Source organism: Sphingomonas sp. 2378 (genome assembly GCF_038084995.1).
GTDB lineage: Bacteria > Pseudomonadota > Alphaproteobacteria > Sphingomonadales > Sphingomonadaceae > Sphingomonas.
The window spans coordinates 1-26,105 of record NZ_JAXCMJ010000050.1 but is presented as its reverse complement, the minus strand read 5'-3'; the positions used below and the strand labels follow the sequence as shown (position 1 = coordinate 26,105).

20 protein-coding genes, 1 tRNA gene and 2 pseudogenes are annotated in these 26,105 nt (G+C 67.9%); 19 read left to right on the top strand and 4 right to left on the bottom strand.

The genetic code is table 11. The annotated features are described in order from the left end of the window. Positions 1-236: 236 nt before the first annotated feature. Both SM191_RS17175 and SM191_RS17170 read left to right on the top strand, forming a co-directional pair. Positions 237-2,228, top strand: a pseudogene (locus tag SM191_RS17175) (conjugal transfer protein TraG). 12 nt (positions 2,229-2,240) lie between these two features. Continuing rightward, positions 2,241-2,687 (top strand): ribbon-helix-helix domain-containing protein, encoded by a 447-nt coding sequence (locus tag SM191_RS17170; protein WP_341507250.1) that lies wholly within the window; start codon positions 2,241-2,243, stop codon positions 2,685-2,687. A gap of 19 nt (positions 2,688-2,706) precedes the next feature. On the opposite strand, the gene SM191_RS17165 is transcribed toward SM191_RS17170, so the two are convergent. Further along, positions 2,707-4,437 (bottom strand): phospholipase D-like domain-containing protein, encoded by a 1,731-nt coding sequence (locus tag SM191_RS17165; RefSeq protein ID WP_341507249.1) that lies wholly within the window; start codon positions 4,435-4,437, stop codon positions 2,707-2,709. A 250-nt stretch (positions 4,438-4,687) separates the two neighbouring features. On the opposite strand from SM191_RS17165, the gene trbB reads away from it, so the two are divergent. The 14 genes and pseudogenes from trbB to SM191_RS17095 all read left to right on the top strand — a co-directional run. After that, entirely contained in the window at positions 4,688-5,692 is a 1,005-nt protein-coding gene (gene trbB / locus SM191_RS17160; RefSeq protein ID WP_341507248.1) for a P-type conjugative transfer ATPase TrbB, read from the top strand. Further along, positions 5,689-6,021, top strand: coding sequence for a TrbC/VirB2 family protein (locus SM191_RS17155; RefSeq protein ID WP_341507247.1), 333 nt, complete (start codon positions 5,689-5,691; stop codon positions 6,019-6,021). The genes trbB and SM191_RS17155 overlap by 4 nt, the downstream gene beginning before the upstream one ends. Beyond that, on the top strand, positions 6,021-6,296 hold the full coding sequence (locus SM191_RS17150; RefSeq protein WP_341507246.1) for a VirB3 family type IV secretion system protein: 276 nt from the start codon (positions 6,021-6,023) through the stop codon (positions 6,294-6,296). Before SM191_RS17155 ends, SM191_RS17150 begins: the two co-directional genes overlap by 1 nt. 11 nt (positions 6,297-6,307) lie before the next feature. Next, positions 6,308-8,746, top strand: coding sequence for a conjugal transfer protein TrbE (trbE, locus tag SM191_RS17145; RefSeq protein ID WP_341507245.1), 2,439 nt, complete (start codon positions 6,308-6,310; stop codon positions 8,744-8,746). Beyond that, a complete protein-coding gene (gene trbJ / locus SM191_RS17140; protein WP_341507244.1) occupies positions 8,743-9,504 on the top strand; it encodes a P-type conjugative transfer protein TrbJ in 762 nt (253 codons plus the stop codon). Before trbE ends, trbJ begins: the two co-directional genes overlap by 4 nt. A gap of 8 nt (positions 9,505-9,512) precedes the next feature. Next, positions 9,513-9,782, top strand: coding sequence for a putative entry exclusion protein TrbK-alt (trbK-alt, locus tag SM191_RS17135; protein ID WP_341507243.1), 270 nt, complete (start codon positions 9,513-9,515; stop codon positions 9,780-9,782). A gap of 3 nt (positions 9,783-9,785) precedes the next feature. Beyond that, complete coding sequence (trbL, locus tag SM191_RS17130) at positions 9,786-11,120, top strand: P-type conjugative transfer protein TrbL (RefSeq protein WP_341507242.1); 1,335 nt, start codon at positions 9,786-9,788, stop codon at positions 11,118-11,120. After that, positions 11,117-11,806, top strand: coding sequence for a conjugal transfer protein TrbF (trbF, locus tag SM191_RS17125; protein WP_341507241.1), 690 nt, complete (start codon positions 11,117-11,119; stop codon positions 11,804-11,806). Before trbL ends, trbF begins: the two co-directional genes overlap by 4 nt. Before the next feature lie 44 nt (positions 11,807-11,850). After that, positions 11,851-12,756, top strand: a complete 906-nt coding sequence (trbG, locus tag SM191_RS17120; protein WP_341507252.1) for a P-type conjugative transfer protein TrbG — start codon at positions 11,851-11,853, stop codon at positions 12,754-12,756. A gap of 86 nt (positions 12,757-12,842) precedes the next feature. Continuing rightward, positions 12,843-14,006, top strand: a complete 1,164-nt coding sequence (locus SM191_RS17115; RefSeq protein ID WP_341507251.1) for a TrbI/VirB10 family protein — start codon at positions 12,843-12,845, stop codon at positions 14,004-14,006. After that, on the top strand, positions 14,003-14,245 hold the full coding sequence (locus SM191_RS17110) for a DUF2274 domain-containing protein (protein WP_341507240.1): 243 nt from the start codon (positions 14,003-14,005) through the stop codon (positions 14,243-14,245). Before SM191_RS17115 ends, SM191_RS17110 begins: the two co-directional genes overlap by 4 nt. Before the next feature lie 107 nt (positions 14,246-14,352). Then, positions 14,353-14,604 (top strand): hypothetical protein, encoded by a 252-nt coding sequence (locus tag SM191_RS17105; protein WP_341507239.1) that lies wholly within the window; start codon positions 14,353-14,355, stop codon positions 14,602-14,604. A 141-nt stretch (positions 14,605-14,745) separates the two neighbouring features. Next, complete coding sequence (locus SM191_RS17100; protein WP_341507238.1) at positions 14,746-15,132, top strand: HVO_A0114 family putative DNA-binding protein; 387 nt, start codon at positions 14,746-14,748, stop codon at positions 15,130-15,132. Next, positions 15,129-16,160, top strand: a pseudogene (locus SM191_RS17095) (recombinase family protein); the annotation flags it as partial. The gene SM191_RS17100 and the pseudogene SM191_RS17095, both read left to right, overlap by 4 nt. A gap of 576 nt (positions 16,161-16,736) precedes the next feature. On the opposite strand, the gene SM191_RS17090 reads toward SM191_RS17095, so the two are convergent. After that, positions 16,737-16,827: transfer RNA gene (locus tag SM191_RS17090), tRNA-Ser, on the bottom strand. A 96-nt stretch (positions 16,828-16,923) separates the two neighbouring features. Here SM191_RS17090 and SM191_RS17085 point away from each other — a divergent pair. Further along, complete coding sequence (locus SM191_RS17085) at positions 16,924-17,793, top strand: peptidylprolyl isomerase (protein WP_341507237.1); 870 nt, start codon at positions 16,924-16,926, stop codon at positions 17,791-17,793. A gap of 145 nt (positions 17,794-17,938) precedes the next feature. On the opposite strand, the gene acs is transcribed toward SM191_RS17085, so the two are convergent. Continuing rightward, positions 17,939-19,891, bottom strand: coding sequence for an acetate--CoA ligase (acs, locus tag SM191_RS17080; RefSeq protein WP_341507236.1), 1,953 nt, complete (start codon positions 19,889-19,891; stop codon positions 17,939-17,941). A gap of 274 nt (positions 19,892-20,165) precedes the next feature. On the opposite strand from acs, the gene SM191_RS17075 reads away from it, so the two are divergent. Continuing rightward, a complete protein-coding gene (locus tag SM191_RS17075) occupies positions 20,166-22,691 on the top strand; it encodes a PAS domain S-box protein (RefSeq protein WP_341507235.1) in 2,526 nt (841 codons plus the stop codon). A gap of 37 nt (positions 22,692-22,728) precedes the next feature. Here the strand turns inward: SM191_RS17075 and SM191_RS17070 are convergent, their stop codons facing one another. Then, entirely contained in the window at positions 22,729-24,189 is a 1,461-nt protein-coding gene (locus SM191_RS17070) for a sensor histidine kinase (protein ID WP_341507234.1), read from the bottom strand. Between the two features lie 185 nt (positions 24,190-24,374). On the opposite strand from SM191_RS17070, the gene SM191_RS17065 reads away from it, so the two are divergent. Then, positions 24,375-26,021 carry an MFS transporter gene (locus SM191_RS17065; RefSeq protein WP_341507233.1) on the top strand — a complete coding sequence of 549 codons (1,647 nt, stop codon included), beginning with the start codon at positions 24,375-24,377 and terminating at the stop codon, positions 26,019-26,021. Positions 26,022-26,105: the final 84 nt, after the last annotated feature.

The following is a 26,105-nucleotide window of genomic DNA, read 5'->3' as shown; positions in this document are numbered from 1 at the left end:
ATCTGCTCTTCCGAAAACTGCTTCCGCTTCATTCCGTCCGTCCCTTTAAGGAGACGGTCTCTACTTCCAGTTGGATGAAGAAACGGGGGTCACGTCACTCCTCCGAAGCACGGTCCCGACCGCGCTGACCGTCCCTTTTCTTCGCTATGGTATCCGGCAGCCCGCTCGCCGGCGATTTCCGTTGCCCGCGCCGAAGACGTGCATTCTCTGATGGGCTCCCTTTCGACGGAGCCGGTATGCGCGGAGGTCAGATACTTTGGGGGCAGGTCGCCCTTGTTCTCGCGATCGTCGTCGCCACCACCTGGGCGGCGACGCAGTGAACCGCATGGCGGCTCGGCTTTCAGCTCCAGCTCGGCACACCGTGGTTCGAGGTCGCCGGCTGGCCGTTTTATCATCCGCCGCTCTTCTTCTGGTGGTGGTACTGCTACGATGCCTATGCGCCCGCGATATTCGTGGAGGGCGCGATCATCGCCGCATCCGGGGGCTTCGCCTCGATCGCGGTCGCGATCGGCCTGTCGATGTGGCGAGCACGAGGAGCAAAGAGCGTCGCCACCTACGGCTCGGCGCGATGGGCGTCGCCGGATGAGGTGGAGGCCGCCGGACTGCTTGGTCCGGACGGGGTGCTGCTGGGGCGGCTCGACCGCGACTATCTCCGTCACGATGGCCCAGAGCATGTCCTGTGCTTCGCGCCGACGAGATCGGGCAAGGGCGTCGGCCTCGTCGTACCTACGCTGCTCACCTGGCCGGGCAGCGTCATCGTTCACGACATCAAGGGCGAGAACTGGACGCTGACCGCCGGCTTCCGCGCGCAGCATGGCCGCGTGCTGCTGTTCGATCCGACTGATGCGGCATCGTCGGCCTACAACCCGCTGCTGGAGGTGCGGCGCGGCGACATGGAGGTGCGCGACGTCCAGAACATCGCCGACATCCTCGTCGACCCCGAGGGCGCGCTCGACAAGCGCAATCATTGGGAGAAGACCAGCCACTCGCTGCTGGTCGGCGCGATCCTCCACGTCCTCTACGCCGAACCCGACAAGACGCTGGCCGGCGTCGCCAGCTTCCTGTCCGATCCCAAGCGCCCGGTCGAGGCGACGCTGCGCGCTATGATGTCGACGCCGCATCTGGGCGAAGCCGGCGTCCACCCGGTCATCGCCTCGTCGGCGCGCGAACTGCTCAACAAGTCTGACAACGAACGGTCGGGCGTGCTGTCGACCGCCATGTCGTTCCTCGGCCTCTACCGCGATCCGGTGGTGGCGAAGGTGACGGCGCGCTGCGACTGGCGCATCGCCGACCTCGTCTCGGGCAAGCGCCCGGTCAGCCTCTACCTAGTCGTGCCGCCGTCAGACATCGCTCGCACCAAGCCGTTGATCCGCCTGATCCTCAATCAGATCGGCCGGCGGCTGACCGAAGAACTGAACGGATCGGCCAAGCGCCACCGCCTGCTGCTGATGCTCGACGAGTTTCCCGCGCTCGGCCGGCTCGACTTCTTCGAGAGCGCGCTGGCGTTCATGGCGGGCTACGGCATCAAGAGCTTCCTGATCGCGCAAAGCCTCAACCAGATCGAGAAGGCTTACGGCGCGAACAACAGCGTGCTCGACAACTGCCACGTCCGCGTCGCCTTCGCGACCAACGACGAGCGCACCGCCAAGCGCGTATCCGACGCGCTCGGCACCGCAACCGAGATGCGGGATTCCACCAACTATGCGGGGCACCGGCTGTCACCCTGGCTGGGGCATCTCATGGTGTCGCGGCAGGAGACGGCCCGGCCGCTGCTCACGCCCGGCGAGGTGATGCAGCTTGCGCCCGCCGACGAACTGCTGCTGGTCGCGGGGGTGCCGCCGATCCGGGCGAAGAAGGCGCGCTACTACGAGGATGCCCGGTTTCGCGAACGGCTGCTGCCCCCGCCCAAGCCGACCGAAGCGAAACGCCGGCCAGCACTTCCCGCAGACGACTGGTCGGCGCTGGCGATCCCCACGCCAGCAGCAGGATCGGCGCAGAGCAGTCCCGATGGCAGCACGGTCGATCCGGCCAATGCCGGCATCCGCCGGGAGCCGGAGCTGCCCGAGCAGGAGGAGATCGCGCCGCCCGAGCGAGCGGCCGTCAACGAGTTCGACGCGCTCGACGACGACCCGGACGTGGACGCCGCCAAGGCTCGCAGCCTGCGCAGCCAGATCACGTCGGTCGCCCGGCAGGCGTCGATGGACCCGGCGGATGGCATCGAGCTTTGAGGAGAACCTGCCATGCCGACCAAGACCCGCATGAACGTCTATTTCGACCCGGACCTCCTGAAGAAGATCGAGGCGCTGGCACTCCGCCGCAACGTATCGAAGTCAGCCATCGTCGAAGCCGCCGTCGCCTCCTTCCTGTCGGCAGACGCATCGGAGCGGCTGGAGGCTGTGTTCGCCCGCCGCATGGACCGGATCGGCCGCCAGATCGACGGGATGGACGAAGACCTCGCCATCGTCGGCGAGACGCTGTCGCTGTTCATTCGCTTTTGGCTGACCGTCACCCCGCCGCTGCCCGACAGCGCGCAGGCATCGGCACGGGCAAAGGGCAGCGAGCGGTTCGAGGGTTTCCTGCAAACGCTTGGCCGCCGGCTGGCGACCGGCGACCGGTTCCTGAAGGAGCTGTCGCGCGACATCGACGCGCGCCGGGATGGAACAGGCTCACCGACCGGAGACGGATAGCTGTCCCTAGCCGCAAGTGTCAGCTCGAAACGTCCGATCCGAACCAGAAGTCCAGCTCGCGAAGCCGGCGCCTGTCATACGGTTTCGTCGCATCGGCGATCTGCCATTTGTCGTCATCGGCCAGGCCGTTCCAGCGCGGTTTGCCATCCTGTTTCTGCACGGACTGTCGCCAGCGATACTGCGCGTAGATCTCCATGATCTTGCCGGCATACTGACTGGCCAGCGCGCCGTTGCCTTCGATGATGAGAAGGTTCTCGTCGTTCACCCCGCTGGCCTTCGGCCCCATGTTGTGCGACCCGGTCATCACCACCGGCTTGTCGCCGTAGGGGTCGATCACGACGACCTTGCTGTGAACCATCGCGAAGGTCTGGGGGAGCTTCACCAGTTCCTTCTTCCAGTATTTCAGCGGGCCGGGAATCGCGGCGGGCAGGAGCACGTCGGCGTTCGCGTCGATGCGTTCACCGCGATTGAACAGGACGACGGGGCTCTTCTCCGTTCCGGGGTTCTGGTTGACCACGCCCTGGATGTAGAGGTCGGGTTTGAAGTTGGGACTGCCTGGCGACGCCAGTTCGATGATGTCGTTGAGGAGCGTGCCCCGCGGTCCGGGGTTGAACATCAGAAACAGAATGCCGTGCTTCGCTGCGGCGATCAGCGCGCCGGCCTGATCGAGATCGGCGGCTGCGCGCATCGGCGTAAACCAGAGCGTGGTCCCTTTGACCTTCTTGCTCGTCCGTGGCGTGCCGTTGGACGCATAGAGCGAGTCCGGCGTCGCATCGTCGGCGTCTGCCAGCATCTTCCATTGATCGAAATAGAATTGTGCGAGCGTGGGATTGGCGATCAGCACGGCATTGTTTGCCTGCGTGCAGAGGCCCGTCTTCGTCCAGTTGGTGCTCCCCGTCCATACCGCCTGCGGTTCCTTGTCGGCGTCGCAGACGACCAGGAACTTGTTGTGGGCGAGCGCGCGAGGCGCCGTCATGCGGTCGCGCACGTCACAGTCGCTCAGCGCGGCGCGTGCGTCGTCGTTCTCGTCATCGCCCGCCTTCTTCACCGCGCCGTTGCCGAGCACGACATGTGCACGCTTCTTCAACGCCTTGAGCAACGGGATCAGTTCGGGATCGTCGAGTTCGAACAGCGCGGCGTAGACGTGCGCCTTCTTTGCGGCGGCATCGGCCAGCAGCGACAACAGCCTGTCGCGGATCGGACCGGCCAGAAACCCGCGAATACGGCTCTGCGGATCGGCGATTTCCTTCCTCAGCGTCGTGGACGGGTTTTCATCCGGCAATAGCCGGGCAAGCCATTGGCTGGCCACGATCCCGCGATTGAAGAAGCAAGCCGCACGCCCCTCGGTCTCCGCGCCGATGCTGACGGGCGCGCTCCAGACCAAAGCCTGCTCGACAGCCTCGTGCATCGCCGATTCGGGACCGACCATCGGCGCGACACGATAGGAGACCTCGTCGCCGGCTTCGACCGCGAAGTCCGACCAGAGATACTTCTGGACCGGCCATTCCGTCGTGGGCTTCCGCGTCCCTTCCGGCACTTCGGGACCATTGGCGAAGCCGACCCAGCTCGCCACGATCTCTTCGACGTAGCCATCGGCATCGACGCCGGTTGCATTGGGGCTGGCGGCACTGCCGGCGACGCGCTTGATCCGCCGCCGGAGGGCGAAGCCTCGGCAATCGTCGATGAAGGGAGCGCGCCATGCCAGAAAGGCGCTGTCGACGCCGGGATGCACAATGATCTCGATCGGCATCAGCCACTCCCTGAAGTCGTTGGATCGATCTACTCTCCGATTGCTTCAGATTTACATCAGCGGTGGTCAAATCAGAACAAGCAACGTGTCGTGGATGTGCGGCATGAAACCAACCGATCCCGCCGATTGCCGCCGTTTCTTCGCGATGACCGCACGGCGTTCGATACTTGTTGAAACGGCCGAGTTTCAGGCTCTCTTACTCGACCCCGTTCGGGACCGCTGATGCCGCCCCGGCAGGAACGGGGATCGAATGGCGGGTTCGCAGCACACTTTGGAAGGGCTGGCACGCGGCGCGCGGATGCTACGCACGGCGCTCGGCCCCGCAATAGCGCGGCTGCTGGAAGACCCCGCCGTCGTCGTCGAGATGCTCAACCCGGACGGGCGCATCTGGATCGACCGGCTGTCCGAAGGACTATCAGATACGGGAGAGCGGCTGTCGGCAGCCGATGGCGAGCGCATTGTCCGGCTCGTCGCGCATCATGTCGGTGCCGAGGTCCATGCCGGAAGCCCTCGCGTCTCGGCCGAGCTGCCCGAAACCGACGAGCGGTTCGAGGGGCTGCTGCCGCCCGTCGTCGCAGCGCCCGCCTTTGCCATCCGCAAACCCGCCGTCGCGGTGTTCACGCTGGAGGACTATGTCGCGGCCGGCATCATGTCCGCCGCCCAGGCCGAGGTGCTGAGTGAGGGCGTCGCGTTCCGCGCCAACATCCTCGTCGCCGGCGGCACCTCGACCGGCAAGACGACGCTGACCAACGCGCTGCTCGCCGAGGTGGCGAAGTCCGCCGACCGCGTCGTCATCATCGAAGACACGCGCGAACTGCAATGCGCCGCGCCGAACCTCGTCGCGATGCGGACGAAGGACGGGGTCGCGTCGCTCTCCGATCTCGTCCGCTCCAGCCTGCGCCTGCGCCCGGATCGCATTCCGATCGGCGAGGTACGCGGGCCGGAGGCGCTCGACCTGCTGAAGGCATGGGGCACCGGACATCCCGGCGGCATCGGCACGATCCACGCCGGCAGCGCCATCGGCGCGCTGCGGCGGATGGAGCAGCTCATTCAGGAAGCCGTCGTCACCGTGCCGCGCGCCCTAATCGCCGAGACGATCGACCTCGTTGCCGTCCTCGCCGGACGCGGCTCCATGCGCCGGCTCGCCGAACTCGCCCGCGTCGAAGGGCTCGGCCCTGACGGCGACTACCACGTCGTGCCTGCCGATCGACCGGCGGCCTCGCTCACCCCCACCAGCACAGGAGACCGACCATGACCTCTCGACTTCGTATTGCCCGCCACCGCTTCGAGACCGCGGTGGCGGTCGTCGTCATCAGCGTGATGACCGCGCCCGCCGCCCACGCCTCCGGGTCGTCGATGCCGTGGGAAGCGCCGCTCCAGTCGATCCTGAAGTCGATCGAAGGGCCGGTCGCCAAGATCGTCGCGGTGATCGTCATCATCTCGACGGGGCTGGCGCTCGCCTTCGGCGACACGTCGGGCGGCTTCCGCCGGCTCATCCAGATCGTGTTCGGCCTGTCGATCGCGTTCGCGGCCAGCTCCTTCTTCCTGTCGTTCTTCTCGTTCGGCGGCGGGGCTCTGGTCTGATGGCGGGCGATCCTGCCGGCGATGTGCCGGGCTTCGCCGTGCCGGTCCACCGCGCGCTGACCGAGCATATCCTGCTCGGCGGCGCGCCGCGCGGTCTCGCCATCCTCAACGGCACGCTGGCGGCGGCGCTCGGCCTCGGCCTGCGGCTGTGGCTGGTCGGCCTCGCCGTCTGGGCGGTCGGCCATGTCGCAGCGGTATGGGCGGCGAAGCGCGACCCGATGTTCGTCGACGTCGTGCGCCGGCATCTCCGCATTCCCGGCCACCTGTCGGTCTGAGGGGCACGACCATGATGCACCTCGCCGAATATCGCCGCGCCGGCACGCGCCTCGCCGACTTCCTGCCGTGGGTGGCGCTGGTCGGATCGGGCGTCGTCCTCAACAAGGATGGCAGCTTCCAGCGCACCGCGCGCTTCCGCGGCCCCGACCTCGACAGCGCCGTTCCGGCCGAGCTGGTCGCCGTCGCCGGCCGGCTCAACAACGCCTTCCGGCGTCTCGGCTCGGGCTGGGCGATCTTCGTCGAGGCGCAGCGCGATCCCGCCGCGACCTATCCGGCGAGCGTCTTCCCCGACGCCGCGTCGGCGCTGGTCGATGCCGAGCGCAAGGCCGACTTCGAAGAGGCAGGCAGCCATTTCGAGTGCAGCTACTTGCTGACCTTCACCTACCTGCCGCCCGCCGAGGAGGCGGCGCGGGCCGAGGGCTGGCTCTACGAGGGCCGCGAACGGCAGGGCATCGACCCGCACGAGGTGCTGGCGGGCTTCGTCGACCGCACCGACCGCGTCCTGCGCCTCGTCGAGACCTTCATGCCGGCCTGCCGCTGGCTGGATGACGCGGAGACGCTGACCTACCTGCACGCCTGCGTCTCGACCCACCGGCACCGCGTCCGCGTGCCCGAGACGCCGATGTATCTCGACGCGCTGCTGGCCGACCAGCCGCTCACCGGCGGGCTGGAGCCGATGCTGGGCACGCAGCACCTGCGCGTCCTGACCATCACCGGTTTCCCGACCGCGACGACGCCGGGGCTGCTCGACGAGCTGAACCGGCTCGCCTTCCCGTATCGCTGGTCGACCCGCGCGATCCTGCTCGACAAGACCGACGCCACCAAGCTGCTGACGAAGATCAGGCGGCAGTGGTTCGCCAAGCGCAAGTCGGTCGCCGCCATCCTCAAGGAGGTGATGACCAACGAGGCGAGCGTCCTCGTCGACACCGATGCCTCGAACAAGGCGGCGGACGCCGATCTCGCTCTTCAGGAACTCGGCGCCGATTATGCCGGCATCGCCTATGTCACCGCGACGGTAACGGTCTGGGACGCCGACCCGCGCGTCGCCGATGAGAAGCTGCGGCTGGTCGAGAAGGTCGTGCAGGGCCGCGACTTCACCGCGATGGCCGAGACGATCAACGCGGTCGACGCCTGGCTCGGCTCGCTGCCTGGCCACGTCTACGCCAACGTGCGGCAGCCGCCGGTCTCAACGCTGAACCTCGCGCACATGATCCCGCTCTCGGCGGTGTGGGCCGGACCGGAACGCGACGAGCATTTCGACGCGCCGCCTTTGCTCTACGGCCGGACCGAAGGCTCCACGCCGTTCCGGCTTTCCCTTCACGTCGGCGACGTCGGGCACACGCTCGTCGTCGGTCCGACCGGCGCGGGCAAGTCGGTGCTGCTGGCGCTGATGGCTTTGCAGTTCCGCCGGTACGCCGGTGCCCAGGTGTTCGCCTTCGATTTCGGTGGATCGATCCGCGCCGCCGCGCTGGCGATGGGCGGCGACTGGCACGATCTCGGCGGCGGGCTCACCGAGGGCAGCGACGCGAGCGTGTCGCTGCAACCGCTGGCCCGCATCGAGCAGACCGCCGAGCGCGCATGGGCGGCGGACTGGCTCGTCGCCATCCTGACACGCGAGGGCGTGCCGATCACGCCGGAGGTGAAGGAACATCTCTGGACCGCGCTGTCGTCGCTCGCCTCCGCGCCGGTCGAGGAGCGGACCATCACCGGTCTCGCGGTGCTTCTCCAATCGAACGATTTGAAGCAGGCGCTACGGCCCTATTGCGTGGGAGGCGCCTATGGTCGGCTGCTCGACGCGGAAGCCGAGCATCTCGGCAGCGCCACCGTCCAGGCGTTCGAGACCGAGGGGCTGATCGGCACCGACGCGGCGCCCGCCGTGCTCGCCTATCTCTTCCACCGGATCGACGACCGGCTCGACGGCGCGCCGACGCTCATCATCGTCGACGAAGGCTGGCTGGCGCTCGACGACGAGGGCTTCGCCGGGCAGCTCCGCGAGTGGCTGAAAACGCTGCGCAAGAAGAACGCCAGCGTCGTCTTCGCCACGCAGTCGCTCAGCGACATCGACGGATCGGCCATCGCGCCCGCGATCATCGAAAGCTGCCAGACCCGGCTGATGCTCCCCAACGAGCGCGCGATCGAGCCGCAGATCACCGCCATCTACCGGCGGTTCGGGCTGAACGATCGTCAGATCGAGATCCTCGCGCGGGCGACGCCCAAGCGCGACTATTACTGCCAGTCGCGGCGCGGCAACCGGCTGTTCGAGCTGGGGCTGTCCGTCGTGGCGCTGGCGCTGTGTGCCGCATCGTCGAAGACCGATCAGACCGCTATCGCCGCGATTGTCGCCGAGCACGGCGCGGACGGCTTCCTGCCGGCTTGGCTGCGTCATCGCGGCGTCGGCTGGGCTGCCGACCTCATCCCCGACCTCACCAATCTGGAGACACCATCATGACCCTGCGCCGTAGCCGCGCGGCGCTCGTCGCCGCGTCTATCCTCACCGTGCCGCTCGCCCTGTCGCCGATGCTGGCGACGCCCGCCGCGGCGCAGTGGACGGTGTTCGATCCGTCGAACTACGCGCAGAACGTCCTCCAGGCGGCGCGCACGCTCCAGCAGGTCAACCAGCAGATCACGTCGCTCCAGAACGAGGCGACGATGCTGGTCAACCAGGCGCGCAACCTAGCCAGCCTGCCGTACTCGTCGCTCCAGCAGCTCCAGCAGAACTTCCGCCGGACGCAGGCGCTGCTCCAGCAGGCACAGAACATCGCCTTCGACGTGCGGTCGATCGACCAGGCGTTCCAGCGGCAATACAGCAGCGCGTCGATGTCGGCGACGGACCGGCAGCTCGTCACTGACGCCCGCTCACGCTGGCAGAACACGGTCGGCGGCTTGCAGGACGCGATGCGCGTGCAGGCCGGCGTCGTCGGCAACATCGACAGCAATCGCGCCGAGATGGCGACGCTGGTCACCCGCTCGCAGGGCGCGACCGGCGCGCTTCAGGCGACGCAGGCGGGCAACCAGCTCCTCGCGCTCCAAGCCCAGCAGCTCGCCGACCTGACCGCGATGATGGCGGCGAATGGCCGCGCGCAGGCGCTGTCCGACGCCGAGCGTGCCGCGGCGGCCGAGCAGGGTCGCGAGCAGCGCCGCCGCTTCCTCGCGCCGGGCGCGGGCTACCAGCCCGGCAACGCCCGCATGTTCAACCCCGGCAACTGAGGCGCACCGTGGAGGGGAAGACGCTCGCCCGCGTCGGTGCCGCCGCGTTCGTCGGGATCGCCATTGCCGCCGCTGCTATCGAGATGATGCGCGAGGGGAAGCCGGTGGTGCCGGTGACAGTCGAGGTCTCGACCGCGCCCGTCAATCCGATGCGCGAGGCGCTCGCCCGTTGCCGGTTCATGGGGGAAGCAGCAACGCGCGATCCCGGTTGCTTGAGGACATGGGCGGATAACCGCGACCGCTTCCTCGGCAAGTCCACCTCGGCGGAAGGACGCTGAGCGATGCAGGGCACCGGCGTCATCGACAGCTTCCTCGGCGTCTTCACGCGCTACATCGACAGCGGCTTCGGCCTGCTCGGCGGTGAGGTCGCCTTCATCGCGACCACGCTGATCGTCATCGACGTGACGCTGGCGGCACTGTTCTGGTCGATGGGCGGCGATGACGACATCGTCGCGCGGCTCATCAAGAAGACGCTGTTCATCGGCGTGTTCGCCTACATCATCGGCAACTGGAACAACCTCGCCCGGATCGTCTTCGACAGCTTCGCCGGCCTCGGCCTGAAGGCGTCGGGCACCGGCTTCTCCGCCGCCGATCTGATGCGGCCGGGCAAAGTCGCGCAGACCGGCCTCGATGCCGGACGTCCGCTGCTCGATTCGATCTCCGGGCTGATGGGCTACTGGTCGTTCTTCGAGAACTTCATTCAGATCGCCTGCCTGCTGTTCGCCTGGGCGCTGATCCTGCTCGCCTTCTTCATCCTCGCCGTCCAGCTCTTCGTCACGCTGATCGAGTTCAAGCTGACCACGCTCGCCGGCTTCGTGCTCATCCCGTTCGGCCTGTTCGGCAAGACCGCCTTCATGGCCGAGCGCGTGCTCGGCAACGTCATCTCGTCGGGCATCAAGGTGCTGGTGCTCGCCGTCATCGTCGGAATCGGCTCGACGCTGTTCTCGCAGTTCACCGCTGGTTTCGGCAGCCACACCCCGACCATCGACAACGCGATGGCGATCGTGCTCGCCGCGCTGTCGCTGCTCGGCCTCGGCATCTTCGGCCCCGGCATCGCCAACGGTCTCGTTTCCGGCGGACCGCAGCTCGGCGCTGGCGCGGCGATCGGCACCGGCCTCGCAGCCGGCGGTATGGTCGCGGCCGGCGGTGCCGCGATCGGCGCGGTCGCGTCCGGTGGTGCGGCGCTGGCCGGCGGTGCCGCCGCTGCCGCGCGCGGCGGAGCGGCGCTCGCGGGTGGCGCGTCCACCGCTTATCAGGCGGGTGCCGCCGGACAATCCGGCATCGCCGGCGTCGCTTCCGGCCTCGGCAACGTCGCCAGCGCGGGCGGAAAGGCCGCCGCCTCGCCGCTAAAGCGCGCCGCCGGCCGCGCGGCCGACAGCCTACGCTCCAGCTTCCAGGCCGGCGGCCGTGCCGTCAGCGGCGATGCCGCGCCGGACGGGGACGGCGGTCCGTCTCCCGCAGCTCCGGCGGCGGACGGCCAGCCCGCATGGGCGAAGCGCATGAAGCGCTCGCAGCAGCTCACCCACGGCGTCCAGGCCGCCGCGCACGCCGTGCGATCCAGCGACGCGCATGGCGGCGGCGCTTCCATCTCCCTCGATCAAGGTGACCGCCGATGAGCTTTTTCAAACGACCCGCCGCGCATTACGGCAAGACCCCGCAGCCCGAGACCCCGTACCAGCGCGCTGCCCAGGTCTGGGACGACCGCATCGGCTCCGCCCGCGTGCAGGCGAGAAACTGGCGGCTGATGGCGTTCGGCTCGCTGGCGCTCTCCGCCGGCTTGTCGGCCGCGCTGGTGTGGCAGTCGGCGAGCGGGTCGATCGTGCCGTGGGTGGTGCAGGTGGACAGGCTGGGACAGGCGCAGGCCGTGGAGCCTGCCACCGCCGGCTATAGGCCGACCGACCCGCAGATCGCGTTCCATCTCGCGCGCTTCGTCGAGGAGGTCCGCAGCATCCCGTCCGACGCGATCGTCGTGCGGCAGAACTGGCTGCGCGCCTACGACTTCACTACGGCAGCGGGCGCGCAGGCGCTCAACGACCATGCCCGCGCCAACGACCCGTTCGCCAAGGTCGGCAAGCAGCAGATCGCCGTCGACGTGTCGTCGGTCATCCGCGCGTCGCCGGACTCGTTCCGTGTCGCCTGGACCGAGCGCCGCTACCAGGACGGCAGCCTCACCGAGACCTCGCGCTGGACCGCGATCCTCACCGTGGTCGTCCAGCCGCCGCGCGATGCCGAGGCACTGCGCAAGAACCCGCTCGGCATCTACGTCAACGCCATCAACTGGTCGAAGGAGCTGGGACAGTGATCCTGCGCCTTACGCCCGTTCCGGCGGCACTGCTCGCCGCCACCATGCTCGCCGGCTGCGCCACGACGCAGAAGCCGCCGGAGATCAGCTACGACGCCGAGGTGCCGCCGCTGCCGCCCGTGCCGGCGGTTGCATCGCCATCGCGGCCCCGGCCGCTGCATGTCCCGCCGCAGTGGACGCCGGCGCGGGGCGGACAGCCTGCCGGCACCTCGACCGCTCGTGTCGAGAACGCCAATGCCGCCGCGCGCGTCCAGCCGCGCCGCGAAGGCTATTACAACGCCATCCAGGTCTATCCGTGGTCGGAAGGCGCGCTCTACCAGGTCTATGCCGCAGTCGGACAGATCACCGACATCGCGCTTGAGCCCGGCGAGAGTCTGACCGGCGCCGGCCCGATCGCCGCCGGTGACACCGCGCGCTGGATCATCGGCGATACCGAGAGCGGTGCCGGCGAGACCCGCCGCGTCCACGTCCTCGTCAAGCCGACGCGGGCGGACCTTTCCACCAACCTCGTCATCACCACCGACCGCCGGCTCTACATGATCGAGCTGCACGCCGGCGAGCGGCCCTACATGCCCTCGGTCGCGTGGACCTATCCGGCGCCACCGCCGTCGCAGCAGCCGGTAGTGCCGACGACGCCGATCATTCCGTCCGCCGCCGAGCGCAGCTATCGCTATGCCCTCTCAGGCGATGCGCCGCCGTGGCGGCCGGTCGCGGTCTACGACGACGGCCGTCGCGTCTACGTCGAATTCCCGCGCGGCATCGTCCAGGGCGAGATGCCGCCGCTGTTCGTCATCGGCCCCGATGGCGAGCCGGAGATCGTCAACAGCCGCGTCCACGGCAACGTCATCATCGTCGACCGCCTGTTCGGCGCTGCCGAACTGCGCCTCGGTAAGGGCGACCGCCAGCAGACCGTCCGCATCCTCCGTACCGATGGGAGGCCATCGTCATGAGCGACATCGATGCCACCCAGCAGACACCGGATATGCCGGATGCCGACGAGGAGGCCCGGCCGCTGACCGGCGAGCCGGTCGCGCCGATGCGGCTCCGCCCTGAGCCGCCGCGCGTCACCCGCCTGTCGCGCAAGGCGCTGGCGGTGCTCGGCAGCGTCGCCGGCGTCGGTCTCGGCGGCGCGCTGATCTACGCGCTCCAGGTCCAGCAAGGTGGCAAGCCTGCCGAGGAAGTCTATGCGACCGATGGCCGCTCGACACCGGACGGCCTCAACGCGCTGCCAAAGGATTACACCGGCCCGGTGCTCGGCCCGCCGCTCCCCGGCGATCTCGGCCGCCCCATCCTCGACGCGCAGAACCGCGCTCGGCCGGTGCCAGTGCCGGGGATCGACGCGCCGGCTCCGCCCGCCGCGCCTGATCCCGAGGCCGAGCGCCGCCGCCAGGAACTGGAACGGCGTCGGCAGGAACTGGAGGCGGCGCGCACCAGCCGGGTGTTCTTCCAGTCCGGTGCGGCCACCGCGACACCCGGCGGCAGCGGACCGGGCGACGGGATGGCGAACCTCGCTGGCATGGGCACGCCCGGCCAGACCGGCACGCCCACCGCACAGGACCGGCAGCTCGCCTTCCTCGATCAGCCGGCCGACCGGCGCACCGTCGCGCCCGACCGCGTGACGGCACCGCTATCGCCATATGTCGTGCAGGCCGGCGCGGTGATCCCCGCCGCGCTCATCACCGGCATCCGCTCGGACCTGCCCGGACAGGTCACCGCGCAGGTGACCGAGAACGTCTACGACAGTCCAACCGGACGCCTTTTGCTGATCTCGCAGGGTACGCGGCTTATCGGCCAGTACGAAAGCGGCGTCGGCTTCGGCCAGCGCCGGGTGCTCCTCGCCTGGACCCGCCTCATCTTCCCGAACGGTCGCTCGATCGTGCTGGAGCGCCAGCCAGGTGCAGACGCGCAAGGCTATGCCGGGCTGGAGGACGGCGTCGATCACCACTGGTGGGATCTCGCCAAGGCCGCCGGCCTTTCCACGCTGCTGTCGGTCGGCGCGCAGGCCGGCACCTCGGGTGAGCAGGGCGATCTCTTCCGCGCGCTGCGCCAAGGCGCGTCGGACGGGATCAGCCAGACCGGCCGGCAGGTGGTGGGCCGCCAGCTCGACATCGCGCCGACGCTGACGATCCGCCCCGGCTTTCCGGTCCGTGTCATCGTAACCCGCGACCTCGTCCTCGAACCCTATGGAGCCGCCCCATGACCAAGCTGAAGCTCGGCCCCCTCGCCAACGACAAACCCGTGAAGGTCACGCTGGAACTGCCGGCCGACCTGCATCGTGACCTGACCGCCTATGCCGAGGTGCTCGCTCGCGACACCGGGCAGCAGGCTGCCGATCCCACGCGTCTGGTCGCGCCCATGCTGGAGCGGTTCATGGCGACCGATCGCGCGTTCGCGAAGGCGCGGCGTGCCGGCGGCACTTCCAACGCTGGGATCGGCTGACGCGATCGAGGTATCGCGTCATGCCCACTTCACCGCGAGGAACGAGGCGGCAGGATCGCGGGGCGGGACCGTGCCGCGACGAACAACAGGATACTTCATCGACGCCCGTGCCCGACCGCTACCCTCGTTCCACCCGCCGCGCAGGCACCACCGCCGGCGTCCTGCCCGACGATCTCTACGACTATTATGCCGTCGAGTCGGAGCAACGGCGGGGGCCAGCGCCCGTCGCCCAAGTGAAGACGTGGCGCGTCACTGACGACTGGCCCGCGCGTGTGCCGGTCACCGAGGCCGAGATCGAGGTGTTCGAGCGCTGGTTCGCCGAACTCTTTGACGAGCTGTTCGGGCCGACCGGCCGATAGCGGCGCGCGACGAGCGCCGGTCGCTCCCCATCATTTTCTTGGATGATATTGTCTATTGGTGATAATAGTCGTGGACAGCATCCGGACCGCCTGACGCTTGCGCCCGGCCCGGCGGCTGCCAGACCGGGAGACACACGCACCGTGACGACGCTGACGATTGGCATCGCCGACACCGACGAGATGAAGGCCCGCGCCAGGCGCATCATGCAGGGTCAGGAGCAGCCGGTGCCGGGCGAGCCGGCGGTCTGGTTCGGCTCGACAGAATCCTTCGCCCGCATCCTCTCGGCCGCCAACCGCGACATGCTCCGCATCATCGCCGAGCGCGAGCCGGAGTCGCTCGACGCCCTCGTCGCGCTGACCGGCCGCGCCAAGCCCAACCTGTCGCGTACGCTCAAGGCGATGATCGCCCACGGCATCGTCCGCATGGAGCGCAGCGGGCGCAAGCTCGCGCCCAAGGTCATCCCCGACCGCGTCGTGCTGGCCCTGGAGCTGATCCCGACATCCGACAAGCAAGGAGAACGGCCGTGAACGCCGAGACGCCCGTCATCGCCCAGCGCGCCGCGCTATACCTGCGCGTCTCCACCGTCCGGCAGGCCGAGCACGACGTGTCGATCCCCGACCAGAAGCGGCAGGGCGAGACGTATTGCACCTCGCGTGGCTATCAGCTCGTCGACACTTTCGTCGAGGCCGGCGCGTCGGCGACCAACGATCGGCGCCCCGAGTTCCAGCGGATGATCGAGGCCGGCACTTCGAAGCCCGCACCGTTCGACGTGGTCGTCGTCCACTCGTTCAGCCGCTTCTTCCGCGACCATTTCGAGCCGGAGTTCTACGTCAGGAAGCTGGCGAAGAACGGCGTCCGCCTCGTCTCGATCACGCAGGAGATGGGCGACGACCCGATGCACGTCATGATGCGCCAGATCATGGCGCTGTTCGACGAGTACCAGTCGAAGGAGAACGCCAAGCACGTCCTGCGCGCCCTGAAGGAGAACGCCCGGCAGGGCTTCTGGAACGGCTCGCTGCCGCCGATCGGCTATCGCACCGTCGCGGCCGAGCAGCGCGGCGCCAAGACCAAGAAGAAGCTGGAGATCGACCCGCTCCATGCAGACACCATCCGCCTGATCTACCGGCTCGCGCTTGGCGCCGAGGCCGACCACAGCCAGATGGGCGTGAAGGCGATCGTCAAGCATCTCAACGCCCGCGGCATCTTCACCCGCGACGGCGGGCGCTGGGGCATCGGCCAGGTCCACCGCATCCTCACGCGCCGCACCTATATCGGCGAGCATGAGTTCAACCGCCGCTCCAAGACCAAGGAGAAGAAGCCCGACGCGGAAGTCGTGACGGTCGCGGTGCCGCCGCTGATCGAGCGCGCGACCTTCGACGCGGTGCAGGCGCGCAACCAGAAGACCGCGCTGCCGCACCGCGTCGTCATCGGCCCGACGCTGCTGACCGGCATCTGCTTCTGCGGCAATTGCGGGGGCGCGATGACCATCCGCACCGGCAAGGGCGGGCGCTACCGCTACTACGCCTGCTCGATTAAGGCGCGGCAGGGCGAGACCGGCTGCAAGGGCCGCGCGATCCCGATGGACAAGCTCGACCATCTCGTCGCTGCCCATATTGAGGACCGGCTACTCGACTCCGATCGGCTGGAGGAACTGCTGGAGACCATCCTCGGCCGCCGCGAGGAGCAGTCCGAGCGCCGCCGCGTCCACATCGCCGAGCTGAACCGGCGCGCCGCCGAATCGGAGCTACGGCTGAAACGCCTCTACGACGCGATCGAGGCAGGCGTCGCCGACCTCGACGACCCGGCGCTCAAGGAGCGGATCGTCGGCCTCAAGGTGATCCGCGACCAGTCGCGCGTCGATGCCGATCGAGCGCAGGCGATGCTGGAGAGCACGGGCGAGCGGGCGATCACGCCTGAAATGGTCGGCCGGCTGTCACAGGCCGCGCGTGAGCGGATGCGGCTCGACGTGGGCGGCTATCGGCGGGATCACCTGCGCGCGCGCGCCCAGCGCGTCGAGGTCGGCGACGACGAGGTCCGCATCATGGGATCGAAGAGCGACCTGCTCAGGACGCTCGTGGCCGCAGAAGGAGGGAAAACGGCGGGGATCGGCGTGCCCGCTCGGGTACTGAAATGGCGGAGCGGGAGGGATTCGAACCCTCGATACGGTTTTGCCGTATACTCACTTTCCAGGCGAGCGCCTTCGACCACTCGGCCACCGCTCCGCATGAGTTCATGCCTGGAGCACGCGCCCCTAATGCGCTTCGGCGCCCCGCGCAAGCGATTGCGTGGGGGATCGGGCTGGGGCAGTCTGCTCCACCATGACGATCGCGCTTCTGCTCGCCGCGCTTTTCGCGCAGGCTTCGCCCGCTCCCGCCCCTGCCCCCGCGCAGGCGAGCGATCCCCTGCCGTCCGACTGGATCGCGGTGCCGGATAACGAGGTGCTGATCTTCAACCTGTCGAACGGCAAGACGGTCACGGTGCGCCTCGCCTCCTTGCAGGCGCCGGTCCATGTGGCGAACATCCGCGCGCTGGCGCGGGCGCATTGGTGGGATGCGGGGACCAGCGTCTACCGGGTGCAGGAGAATTATGTCGCGCAATGGGGCGACGCGACCGAGAAGAAGCCGCTGCCCCCCGGCATCGTCGCCAATCCGCCCGCCGAATATGTCCGCGCGGGCAACAGCGCGGTCGCGAGGTTGAGCAGGCCCGATCCCTATGCCGCCTGGGCGGGCTATAGCCGCGACGGCTGGCCACTGGCGGGGGATGCATCGTCGGAATGGATTCCGCATTGCTATGGCATGGTCGGCGTCGCGCGCGACCTGGCGCCGAGCACGGGGACCGGGGCGGAACTCTACACGATCATCGGCCACTCGCCGCGCGGGCTGGACCGCAATATCGCAGTGGCCGGGCGGGTGATCGACGGGATGGAGGCGCTGTCCACCCTGCCGCGCGGAACGGGCGATCTGGGCTTCTATAGGCAAGAGGCGCAGCGTCTGCCGATCGTCTCGGCGCGGCTGGCCAGCGAACTGCCCGCCGCCGAGCGACCGCATTTCCAGTATCGCGAGACGGCGTCGCCGCGCTTCGCCGCCTGGATCAAGGGGCGGGAGAATCGGCGGAACGACTTCTTTACCGTGCCCGCGGGGGGTGTGGACATTTGCGCGGCGTTGCCGCCGGTGCGGAAGGCGCCTTGATGGGGGTGGAGCGTGGCCTTCGACGCCGCTCAGGCTGAACGGACGTTGGGTATGAGAGGCCTTCTTCCTTCGCTCCGTTCAGCCTGAGCGAAGTCGAAGGTCACGGACAAGCGGGGCCGCCAAGCCAGCGGCCCCTGTCCTCAAGTCACGCCGCCTTCTTCCCCGGCTCGATCCGGTTGGCGACCAGGTGATCCACCACCGCCGGGTCGGCCAGGGTGGAGGTATCCCCCAGTGCGTCGACCTGGTTCTCGGCGATCTTGCGCAGGATGCGGCGCATGATCTTGCCCGAACGCGTCTTGGGGAGCGCGGGCGCGAATTGCAGCGCGTCGGGGGTGGCGATCGGCCCGATCTCGCGACGGACCCACTGGACCAGTTCCGCGCGCAGCGCTTCGTCCTCCTCCACGCCGGTGTTCAGCGTAACGAAGGCGTAGATGCCCTGCCCCTTCACGTCGTGCGGCATGCCGACCACCGCCGCCTCGGCGACCTTCACATGGGCGACCAGCGCCGACTCGACTTCGGCGGTACCCATGCGGTGGCCGGAGACGTTGATGACGTCGTCGACCCGGCCCGTGATCCAGTAATAGCCGTCCTCGTCGCGACGGCACCCGTCGCCGGTGAAATACTTTCCCGGATAGGTGGTGAAATAGGTCTGGAAGAAGCGGTCGTGATCGCCCCAGACCGTACGCATCTGCCCCGGCCAGCTATCGGCGATGACGAGGTTCCCTTCGACCGCGCCGGCCAGCACCTTGCCCTCGGCATCGACGATCTGGGGCAGCACGCCGGGCAACGGCTTGGTCGCCGAACCGGGCTTGAGCGCCACCGCGCCGGGGATGGGGGCGATCATGTGGCCGCCGGTTTCGGTCTGCCACCAGGTATCGACGATTGGGCAGCGGCTGTCGCCGACGACGCGGTAGAACCACTCCCATGCCTCCGGATTGATCGGCTCGCCCACCGATCCCAGGACGCGCAAGCTGGAGCGGTCGGTCTTCTTCACCCATTCGTCGCCCTCGCGCATCAGCGCGCGCAGCGCGGTCGGCGCGGCGTAGAAGGTCGCGACCTTATACTTGTCGACGATCTGCCAGAAGCGGCTGTGATCGGGATAATTGGGCACGCCCTCGTACATCAGCGTCGTCGCGCCGTTGGCGAGCGCGCCATAGACGACATAGCTGTGCCCCGTGACCCAGCCGACATCGGCGGCGCACCAGAAGACCTCGCCCTCGCGATAATCGAACACATGTTGGTGGGTATAGGAGGCCCAGAGCAGATAGCCGCCGCTGGTGTGCAGCACGCCCTTGGGCTTGCCGGTCGAACCGCTGGTATAGAGGATGAACAGTGGGTCCTCCGCCCCCATCGCCTCGGGCGGGCAGTCGGTGGAGGCGGCGTCGACCAGATCGCCGTACCAGCGGTCGCGACCGTCCTTCATCGTCACGTCGACGCCGCTATGCTGGACGACGACGACATGATCGACCGCGACGCCGTGATGCTCCAGCGCGGCGTCGACATTGGCCTTGAGCGGCACCGCCTTGCCCCCACGACAGCCGCCGTCCGCGGTGATGACAATCCGCGAATCGCAATCGATGATGCGATTGGCGAGGCTTTCGGGCGAGAAGCCGCCGAACACGATCGAATGGATCGCCCCGATCCGCGCACAGGCAAGCATCGCGAAGGCGGCTTCCGGGATCATCGGCAGATAGAGGGTGACGCGGTCGCCCCGCGCGACGCCCAGTGCCTTCAGCGCGTTGCCGAGGCGCGAGACCTGTTCGTGAAGCTCGCGATAGGTGATCCGCCGCTCGGTCCCCGGCGTGTCGCCTTCCCACAGGATCGCAACCTGATCGGCGCGGGTTTCCAGATGCCGGTCGATGCAGTTGGCCGCGACGTTGAGCTGCCCGTCGGCGAACCACTCGATGCGGAAATCCGCCTCGGCGAAGCTGGTGTCCTTCACGCGGGTGAAGGGCGTGATCCAGTCGAGCCGCTGCGCCTGTTCGCGCCAATAGCCGTCCGGATCGGTGCGCGCCGCGTCATAGGCCTGGGCATAGCCGTCGGCGGTCATGGACGCGCTGTCGGCCCAGTCCGGTACAGGGTGAAGATGTGCGCTCATGCCTGTCTCTCCTATTTTCGCCGAGCTTTAGCAGTCCAACATGGCAAATGCCTATCGGGTCCGTGACAAAGTGATGCGTGCGGGCGACCGGCCGGATCGAGCCGCCGCATGGGTAGACATCGCAAGCGTAACGATGGCCGCGACAAACAAAAGGAACGGATTTGGAATAATTTCACCTACCCAGAGCAAGATACGGGGGCGCACCTCTGTTCCTCGGACGAAAGCAACGCTACACTATCACTTGCGCCGGGTTTCGAGGGGGGACGGACCGAGCATGATCGCGACTACCCACGACCCAGCCGACATCCCCGCCGGGTTTGCCGCCATCTTGGCGCGCAACGGCGAGATGGGGCGGTTGATCGCGGGGCATGACTGGGCCGCGACGCCATTGGGGCCGATTGCCGGCTGGCCGCAGAGCCGGTTGACCGCGATCGGCATCGCGCTGTCCTCCTCCATCCCGATGGCGACGATCTGGGGGCCGGAGGGCATCCTGATCTACAATGCGGCCTATGCGGCCTTCTCAGGCGACCGGCACCCCGCGATCCTGGGCACACGGCTGGTCGATAGCTGGCCCGAGGCGGCGGTGTTCAATGCACAGGTGGTCGCGACCGTGCTGGGGGGAGAACCGCTGGCCTATCGCGATCAGGCCATGCTGCTGGCGCATCGCGGCGTGGCGGAACAGCATTGGCTGGACCTGGACTATACGCCAATCGCGGACGAGACCGGGCAGCCTTCGGGCATATTGGCGACGGTGATCGACAGCAGCGCACGGATGCGCGACCGGCAGGAGCGGGAGATCGCCATCGCCGCCGCGCGGGAAAGCGAGGCGCGGTTCCGCAACGTCGCCGACCATGTGCCCATCATCATGTGGGTGACGCGCGCGGATGGCCACTGCGTCTATATCAACCGGGCCTGGAGCGTGCAGACCGGACTGCCGATGGAGCAGGGCCTCGACTTCCAGTGGTTGAAGGCGATCTTCCCCGACGACCGATCCGCCCTGGAGACGGCGTTCCGCCACGCGACCGGAAACCGGGTGTCGTTCAGCCTGGAATTCCGCCTGCTGCATCATCACGGCACCTATCGCTGGTCGATGGTGACGGCGATCCCGCGCACCGACGAGGACGGCACCTATCTGGGCATGGTCGGATCGGTGTTCGACATCGACGAGCGCCGCCGGGCCGAGGAAACGCTGCGCGACGTCAACGCCGTGCTGGAACGCCGCGTGGTCGAGGCGCTGGCCGAGCGCAAGCTGTTCGCCGACATCATGGATTCGACCGGCACGATGGTCCAAGTGCTGGGCTTCGATCACCGCTATCTGGCGATCAACCGCGCCGCCGTCGACGATTTCGAGCGCATCTTCGGCATCCGTCCCCAGATCGGTCAGCACAAGAGCGAGGCGATGGCGCGTCGCCCCGAGATTCTGTCGGTGATGCGCGATTACTGGACGCGGGTGCTGGCGGGCGAGGATTTCTCGGTCATCCAGGCGCTGGAGGATCTGGACGGCCATCGGCGGCATTATGAGTTGCGCTTCAGTCCGCTGGTCTCGCCCGAGGGCACGCCGCTCGGCGCCTATCAGTTCGCGACCGACGTGTCGGAACGATTGGCCCAACAGGAGCGGCTGGCCGATATGGAGGCGCAACTCCGCCAGAGCCAGAAGATGGAGGCGGTGGGCCAGTTGACCGGCGGTATCGCGCACGACTTCAACAATCTGCTCCAGGTCGTGGTCGGCAATCTGGAGATGCTGGACCGTTTCCTGCCGATCGACGAACATCCCCGCGCCCGGCGCGCCGCCACCCATGCGATGACGGGCGCGAAGCGGGCCGCGACGCTGACCCAGCGGCTGCTCGCCTTTTCGCGGCGGCAGCCTTTGGCGCCGCAATCGGTGGATGCGATCCGGCTGGTCGACGGATTGTCCGACCTGTTGACCCGGACGCTGGGTGAGCAGGTGTCGCTGGCGATCGAGGCCGCGCCCGATCTCTGGCCGGTCGAGGCCGATCCCAACCAGTTGGAAAGCGCGATCCTGAACCTGGCGGTCAATGCGCGCGACGCCATGCCGCATGGCGGCACCCTGTCGATCGCGATGCGCAACGCGACGCTGGACGGGCTGACGACGATGGCGGCGGGCCCGGTCCCCTATTCCACCGATCCGGGCGATTATGTCGCCATCGAGGTCAGCGACACCGGCATCGGCATGGACCGCGCGACGCTGGGCCGGGTATTCGAGCCGTTCTTCACCACCAAGGAGGTCGGCAAGGGCACCGGGCTGGGCCTGTCGATGGTCTATGGCTTCGCCAAGCAATCGGGCGGGCAGGTGAATATCGAGTCCCACCCCGGCCAGGGCACCCGCGTCACGCTGTTCCTGCCGCGCCACCATGGCGAGGCGGCACCGATCGTCGAGGCATCCGCCGCCACCCGCCCGATGCGCGGGTCGGAGACGATCCTGGTGGTCGAGGACGATGCCGATGTCCGCGCCTATTCGACCGAGGCACTGCGCGAGCTGGGCTATGAGGTGCTGGAGGCGGAGGACGGCGCCTCCGCGCTCGCCCTGCTGGACGCGCCCGAGGCGACGCGGATCGCGCTGCTCTTTTCCGACGTGGTGTTGCCGGGCGGCATGACCGGGGCCGACCTGGCTTCCGCCGCGCGGTCGCTCCATCCCGAGCTGAAGGTGCTGTTCACCACCGGCTATGCCCGCGACGTGATCGTCCATGGCGGGCGGCTGGACGCGGGCGTGGCGCTGATCACCAAGCCGTTCGACTTCGCCGATCTGGCGGCGCGTATCCGGGCTATGCTGGACGACTGACGACTGGCAGGTAAGGGTAGGGCACGGTATCGGGCGATCAGATCGCGCTTGACCCCATGCTGGTCGAAACCGGCATCGCGATGGTGCAATGCACGCCTTCCGGCCCCAGTTCGTAGGTGGTGCGCGCGCCGAGTTGATAGGGGAGCGCCTGTTCGATCAGCTCGCGCCCCTGCCCGCCACCATGACCGTCCGGATTCGACGCGAGCATGTCGACCCCGGTTTCCCGCCAGTCGATGTGCACCCAAGGCTTGTCGCCCAATCCGTCCGGCTCCAATGTCCAGCGGATCGACAAACGGCCCCCCGGCTGGCCCAGCGCGCCATATTTGACCGCGTTCGTCGCCAGTTCATGCAGCGCGATGGCCAGCGTATGCACGGTCGAGGAACGAAGGCGGACCCCGACCGGCCCGTGCAGCGTGACGCGCTCCGCGTCACCCCCCATCGCCGCCAGCTCGCCATGGATCAGGTCGTCGAACGACACCCGGTCATGCTCGCTCAGCCGCGACAACAGGCTCTGCACCCGCGACAACGCCTCCAGCCGATCGTTGAACTGGGCATGGAAGCCCGCCAGATCGCTGCTGGCGCGCACGCTGTCGTTCGCGATCGAGCGGACCACGCCCATCAGATTGCTGGTGCGATGCTGTAATTCGGCGATCAGCACGCGCTGGAGCGCATCGGCCTTGCGCCGTTCGGTCAGGTCGGAGGTGACCACCAGGAATCGCTTCGCCTGCCCAGGCATATCGGGCAGCAGCGAGATGGTGCTGTTCGCCCACACCAGTTCCCCGTCGGGACGACGATAGCGCTTGTCCAGCGTGCTGGGCGTCCCCGTCTCGGCGGCGCGGGCCAGGGCGTCCAGGCTGGGGGCCAGATCATCGGCATGGGTCAGGTCCGCGACCCCGGAGGCCAGCACCTCGTCGCGCGAGCGGCCGAAGATTCGGCACAGTTCGTCATTCACCCGCAGGAAACGGCCATCGGGCGCGACGACCGACAGGCCGACCGGCGCGGTCGCGAAGATCGCCGCCAACTGGCTCTCGCTATCGGCCAGCTTGATCCGCACCATCTCCTCGCGAAGCCGGATGACCTCGGCCTGCGACGTCTTCCACTCGGTGATATCGCGGGTGGTCGTCGCCACGCCGTCGCCCAGCTTCACGACCGTCTGATAGAACCAGCCGTCGAACTGCTCATGGACGTAATGATGCTCCTTCTGCTCGGCGATGCCCGTTTCGGTCACCCGGCAAAAACTGTCGAAAATCCCCTCCACCACCACACCGGGATTGCGTTCGAGCAGGCTCTGGCCGCGCACCTCGCCATACAGGCTTTCCGATCGGTGGTTGTTGAGCACCCAGCGGAAATCGACGATCCGCCCGGCATCGTCCCGGATCGCCTCGAACACCTGGATCATGTCGGTGGAGGCATCCATCGTCGCCTGGAGCAGATCATGGCTGACCGGCATTCGGGGATCGCGCTTGCCCATCGGCACCTCTTCCTCACCTTCGCGCATAAGGGCGGCTATTCGACGCGACAGCGGAAAATAGCAGGAACGGGCAGCTCCGTAACGGGGATATGTCGGTTGTATCGCAACAAAAGCGCTTCGCATCGCCCCGGCGATCAATGCATCGGCCATAGCGTCACGCACCCGAAACGGTCGCTTGCGCGTTTGGGGCGTGCGCCAAGAGAGGACGGGGGATGGCATCGCGGTTTCGGCAGTTCTGGAGCGAGGAGGAATGGGCCTTCGCTCCCCATGAAAAGCCGACCATTCCCGGATCGCCCGGCAATTTCGAGCATCCCTATCGACGGCGCGTCGCCTATGGCGCGATCGCGGTGCTGATCGGGATCACCGGCGGGCTGGGCAATGCGCTGGTCCAGGTCAATACGGTGCAGTTGCAGGGTGCGCTGGGGCTGGACCCGACCGAGATCGCCTGGCTGCCCATCGTCTATGTGATGACGAACGCCTCGATCAACCTCCTGCTGATCAAGTTCCGCCAGCAATTCGGCCTCCGACCCTTCGCGCTGCTGTTCGCCGGGCTCTATACCATCCTGACCTTCGGGCATCTGTTCGTACGCGATTTCTCCACCGCCATCGCGGTGCGCGCGGCGAGCGGCATGGCGGCGGCGGCGCTGTCGTCGCTGGGCCTCTATTACATGATGCAGGCTCTGCCGGCGAAATGGCGGCTGAAGGCGATCGTGCTGGGCATCGGCGTGCCGCAATGCGCGATACCGCTCGCCCGCCTCTTCTCGCCCGAACTGCTCGCCATGTCGCAGTGGCGGACGCTGTACCTGTTCGAGTTCGGGCTGGCGGCGGTCAGCCTGGCCGCGATCATCGCGCTTCGCCTGCCCCCGACGCAGCGGGTCAAGGCGTTCGAGCCGCTCGATTTCCTGACCTTCGCGCTCTACGCGCCCGCGATCGGGCTGTTCTGCGCGGTGCTGGGCCAGGGGCGGCTGGTGTGGTGGACGCAGGCCGCCTGGATCGGCTGGTCGCTGGCCATCGCCATCCCGCTGCTCGCCGCCGCTTTGTGGATCGAGCATCACCGCGCCAATCCGCTGCTCAACACGCGCTGGCTGGGGTCGATGGACATCGTCCGCTTCGCCATCGTCACGGTCATGGCGCGCATCGTGTTGTCGGAACAGAATTTCGGCGCGGTCGGCCTGCTCACCGCGCTGGGCCAGAACAACGATCAGTTCCGCACGCTGTTCGCCATCGCCTTTATCGCCTCGGTCGCGGGGGTCATCATGAGCGCGGTGACGCTGGATGTGAACCGGTTGAGCCATCCCGTCATGTTCGCGATCGGGCTGGTCGCCATCGCCGCCTATATCGACAGCTTCTCGAGCAATCTCACCCGCGCGCCCGAGCTGTACGCGACCCAGGCACTGATCGCCTTTTCGACCACCTTCTTCCTCGGTCCGTCGCTGCTGTTCGGGATGACCCGCGCGCTGCAACAGGGGGCGGGGCACGTCATCAGCTTCATCGCATTATTCGGTGTGCTGAACTCGGTCGGCGGGCTGGGCGGCACCGCCCTGCTCGGCACCTATCAGGTGATCCGCGAAAAGGCGCATAGCGCCGCCATCGTCCAGAATATCGACCCCACCGACCCGCAGGTGACGCAACGTATCCAGGCGGGCGGCGCGCCCGTCTCCGGCGTGGTGGGCGATCCCGCGCTAGCCCGTGCCGAGGGGGCGGCCCTTTTGTCCCAGGCCGCCACGCGCGAGGCGAATATCCGCGCCTATAACGATGTCTTCCGGCTGGTCGCCGCGCTGGCCGCCGCCGTCACCCTGTTCCTCGCGCTGCTGACCTGGCGGCGCGCCCGGCGCGCGCGCGCCGTTGCCAAGGCATAAGCCATGACCGACCCCCGATCGCCCGTCTCCCCCACCCCGATGACCGAGTTCAGCACACCGAATAATGCGATGAAGCTGATGACG

Bases quoted from the DNA above. Each gene is read 5' to 3' on its own strand.
- trbG (WP_341507252.1), top strand. From the start codon at position 11,851: ATGCTCGCCGGCTGCGCCACGACGCAGAAGCCGCCGGAGATCAGCTAC.
- SM191_RS17085 (WP_341507237.1), top strand. From the start codon at position 16,924: ATGACGATCGCGCTTCTGCTCGCCGCGCTTTTCGCGCAGGCTTCGCCC.
- SM191_RS17150 (WP_341507246.1), top strand. From the start codon at position 6,021: ATGGCGGGCGATCCTGCCGGCGATGTGCCGGGCTTCGCCGTGCCGGTC.
- SM191_RS17070 (WP_341507234.1), bottom strand. From the start codon at position 24,189: ATGCGCGAAGGTGAGGAAGAGGTGCCGATGGGCAAGCGCGATCCCCGA.
- SM191_RS17075 (WP_341507235.1), top strand. From the start codon at position 20,166: ATGATCGCGACTACCCACGACCCAGCCGACATCCCCGCCGGGTTTGCC.
- trbL (WP_341507242.1), top strand. From the start codon at position 9,786: ATGCAGGGCACCGGCGTCATCGACAGCTTCCTCGGCGTCTTCACGCGC.
- trbJ (WP_341507244.1), top strand. From the start codon at position 8,743: ATGACCCTGCGCCGTAGCCGCGCGGCGCTCGTCGCCGCGTCTATCCTC.
- trbF (WP_341507241.1), top strand. From the start codon at position 11,117: ATGAGCTTTTTCAAACGACCCGCCGCGCATTACGGCAAGACCCCGCAG.
- SM191_RS17170 (WP_341507250.1), top strand. From the start codon at position 2,241: ATGCCGACCAAGACCCGCATGAACGTCTATTTCGACCCGGACCTCCTG.
- trbB (WP_341507248.1), top strand. From the start codon at position 4,688: ATGGCGGGTTCGCAGCACACTTTGGAAGGGCTGGCACGCGGCGCGCGG.
- SM191_RS17155 (WP_341507247.1), top strand. From the start codon at position 5,689: ATGACCTCTCGACTTCGTATTGCCCGCCACCGCTTCGAGACCGCGGTG.
- SM191_RS17165 (WP_341507249.1), bottom strand. From the start codon at position 4,437: ATGCCGATCGAGATCATTGTGCATCCCGGCGTCGACAGCGCCTTTCTG.
- SM191_RS17065 (WP_341507233.1), top strand. From the start codon at position 24,375: ATGGCATCGCGGTTTCGGCAGTTCTGGAGCGAGGAGGAATGGGCCTTC.
- acs (WP_341507236.1), bottom strand. From the start codon at position 19,891: ATGAGCGCACATCTTCACCCTGTACCGGACTGGGCCGACAGCGCGTCC.
- SM191_RS17115 (WP_341507251.1), top strand. From the start codon at position 12,843: ATGCGGCTCCGCCCTGAGCCGCCGCGCGTCACCCGCCTGTCGCGCAAG.
- SM191_RS17110 (WP_341507240.1), top strand. From the start codon at position 14,003: ATGACCAAGCTGAAGCTCGGCCCCCTCGCCAACGACAAACCCGTGAAG.
- trbE (WP_341507245.1), top strand. From the start codon at position 6,308: ATGATGCACCTCGCCGAATATCGCCGCGCCGGCACGCGCCTCGCCGAC.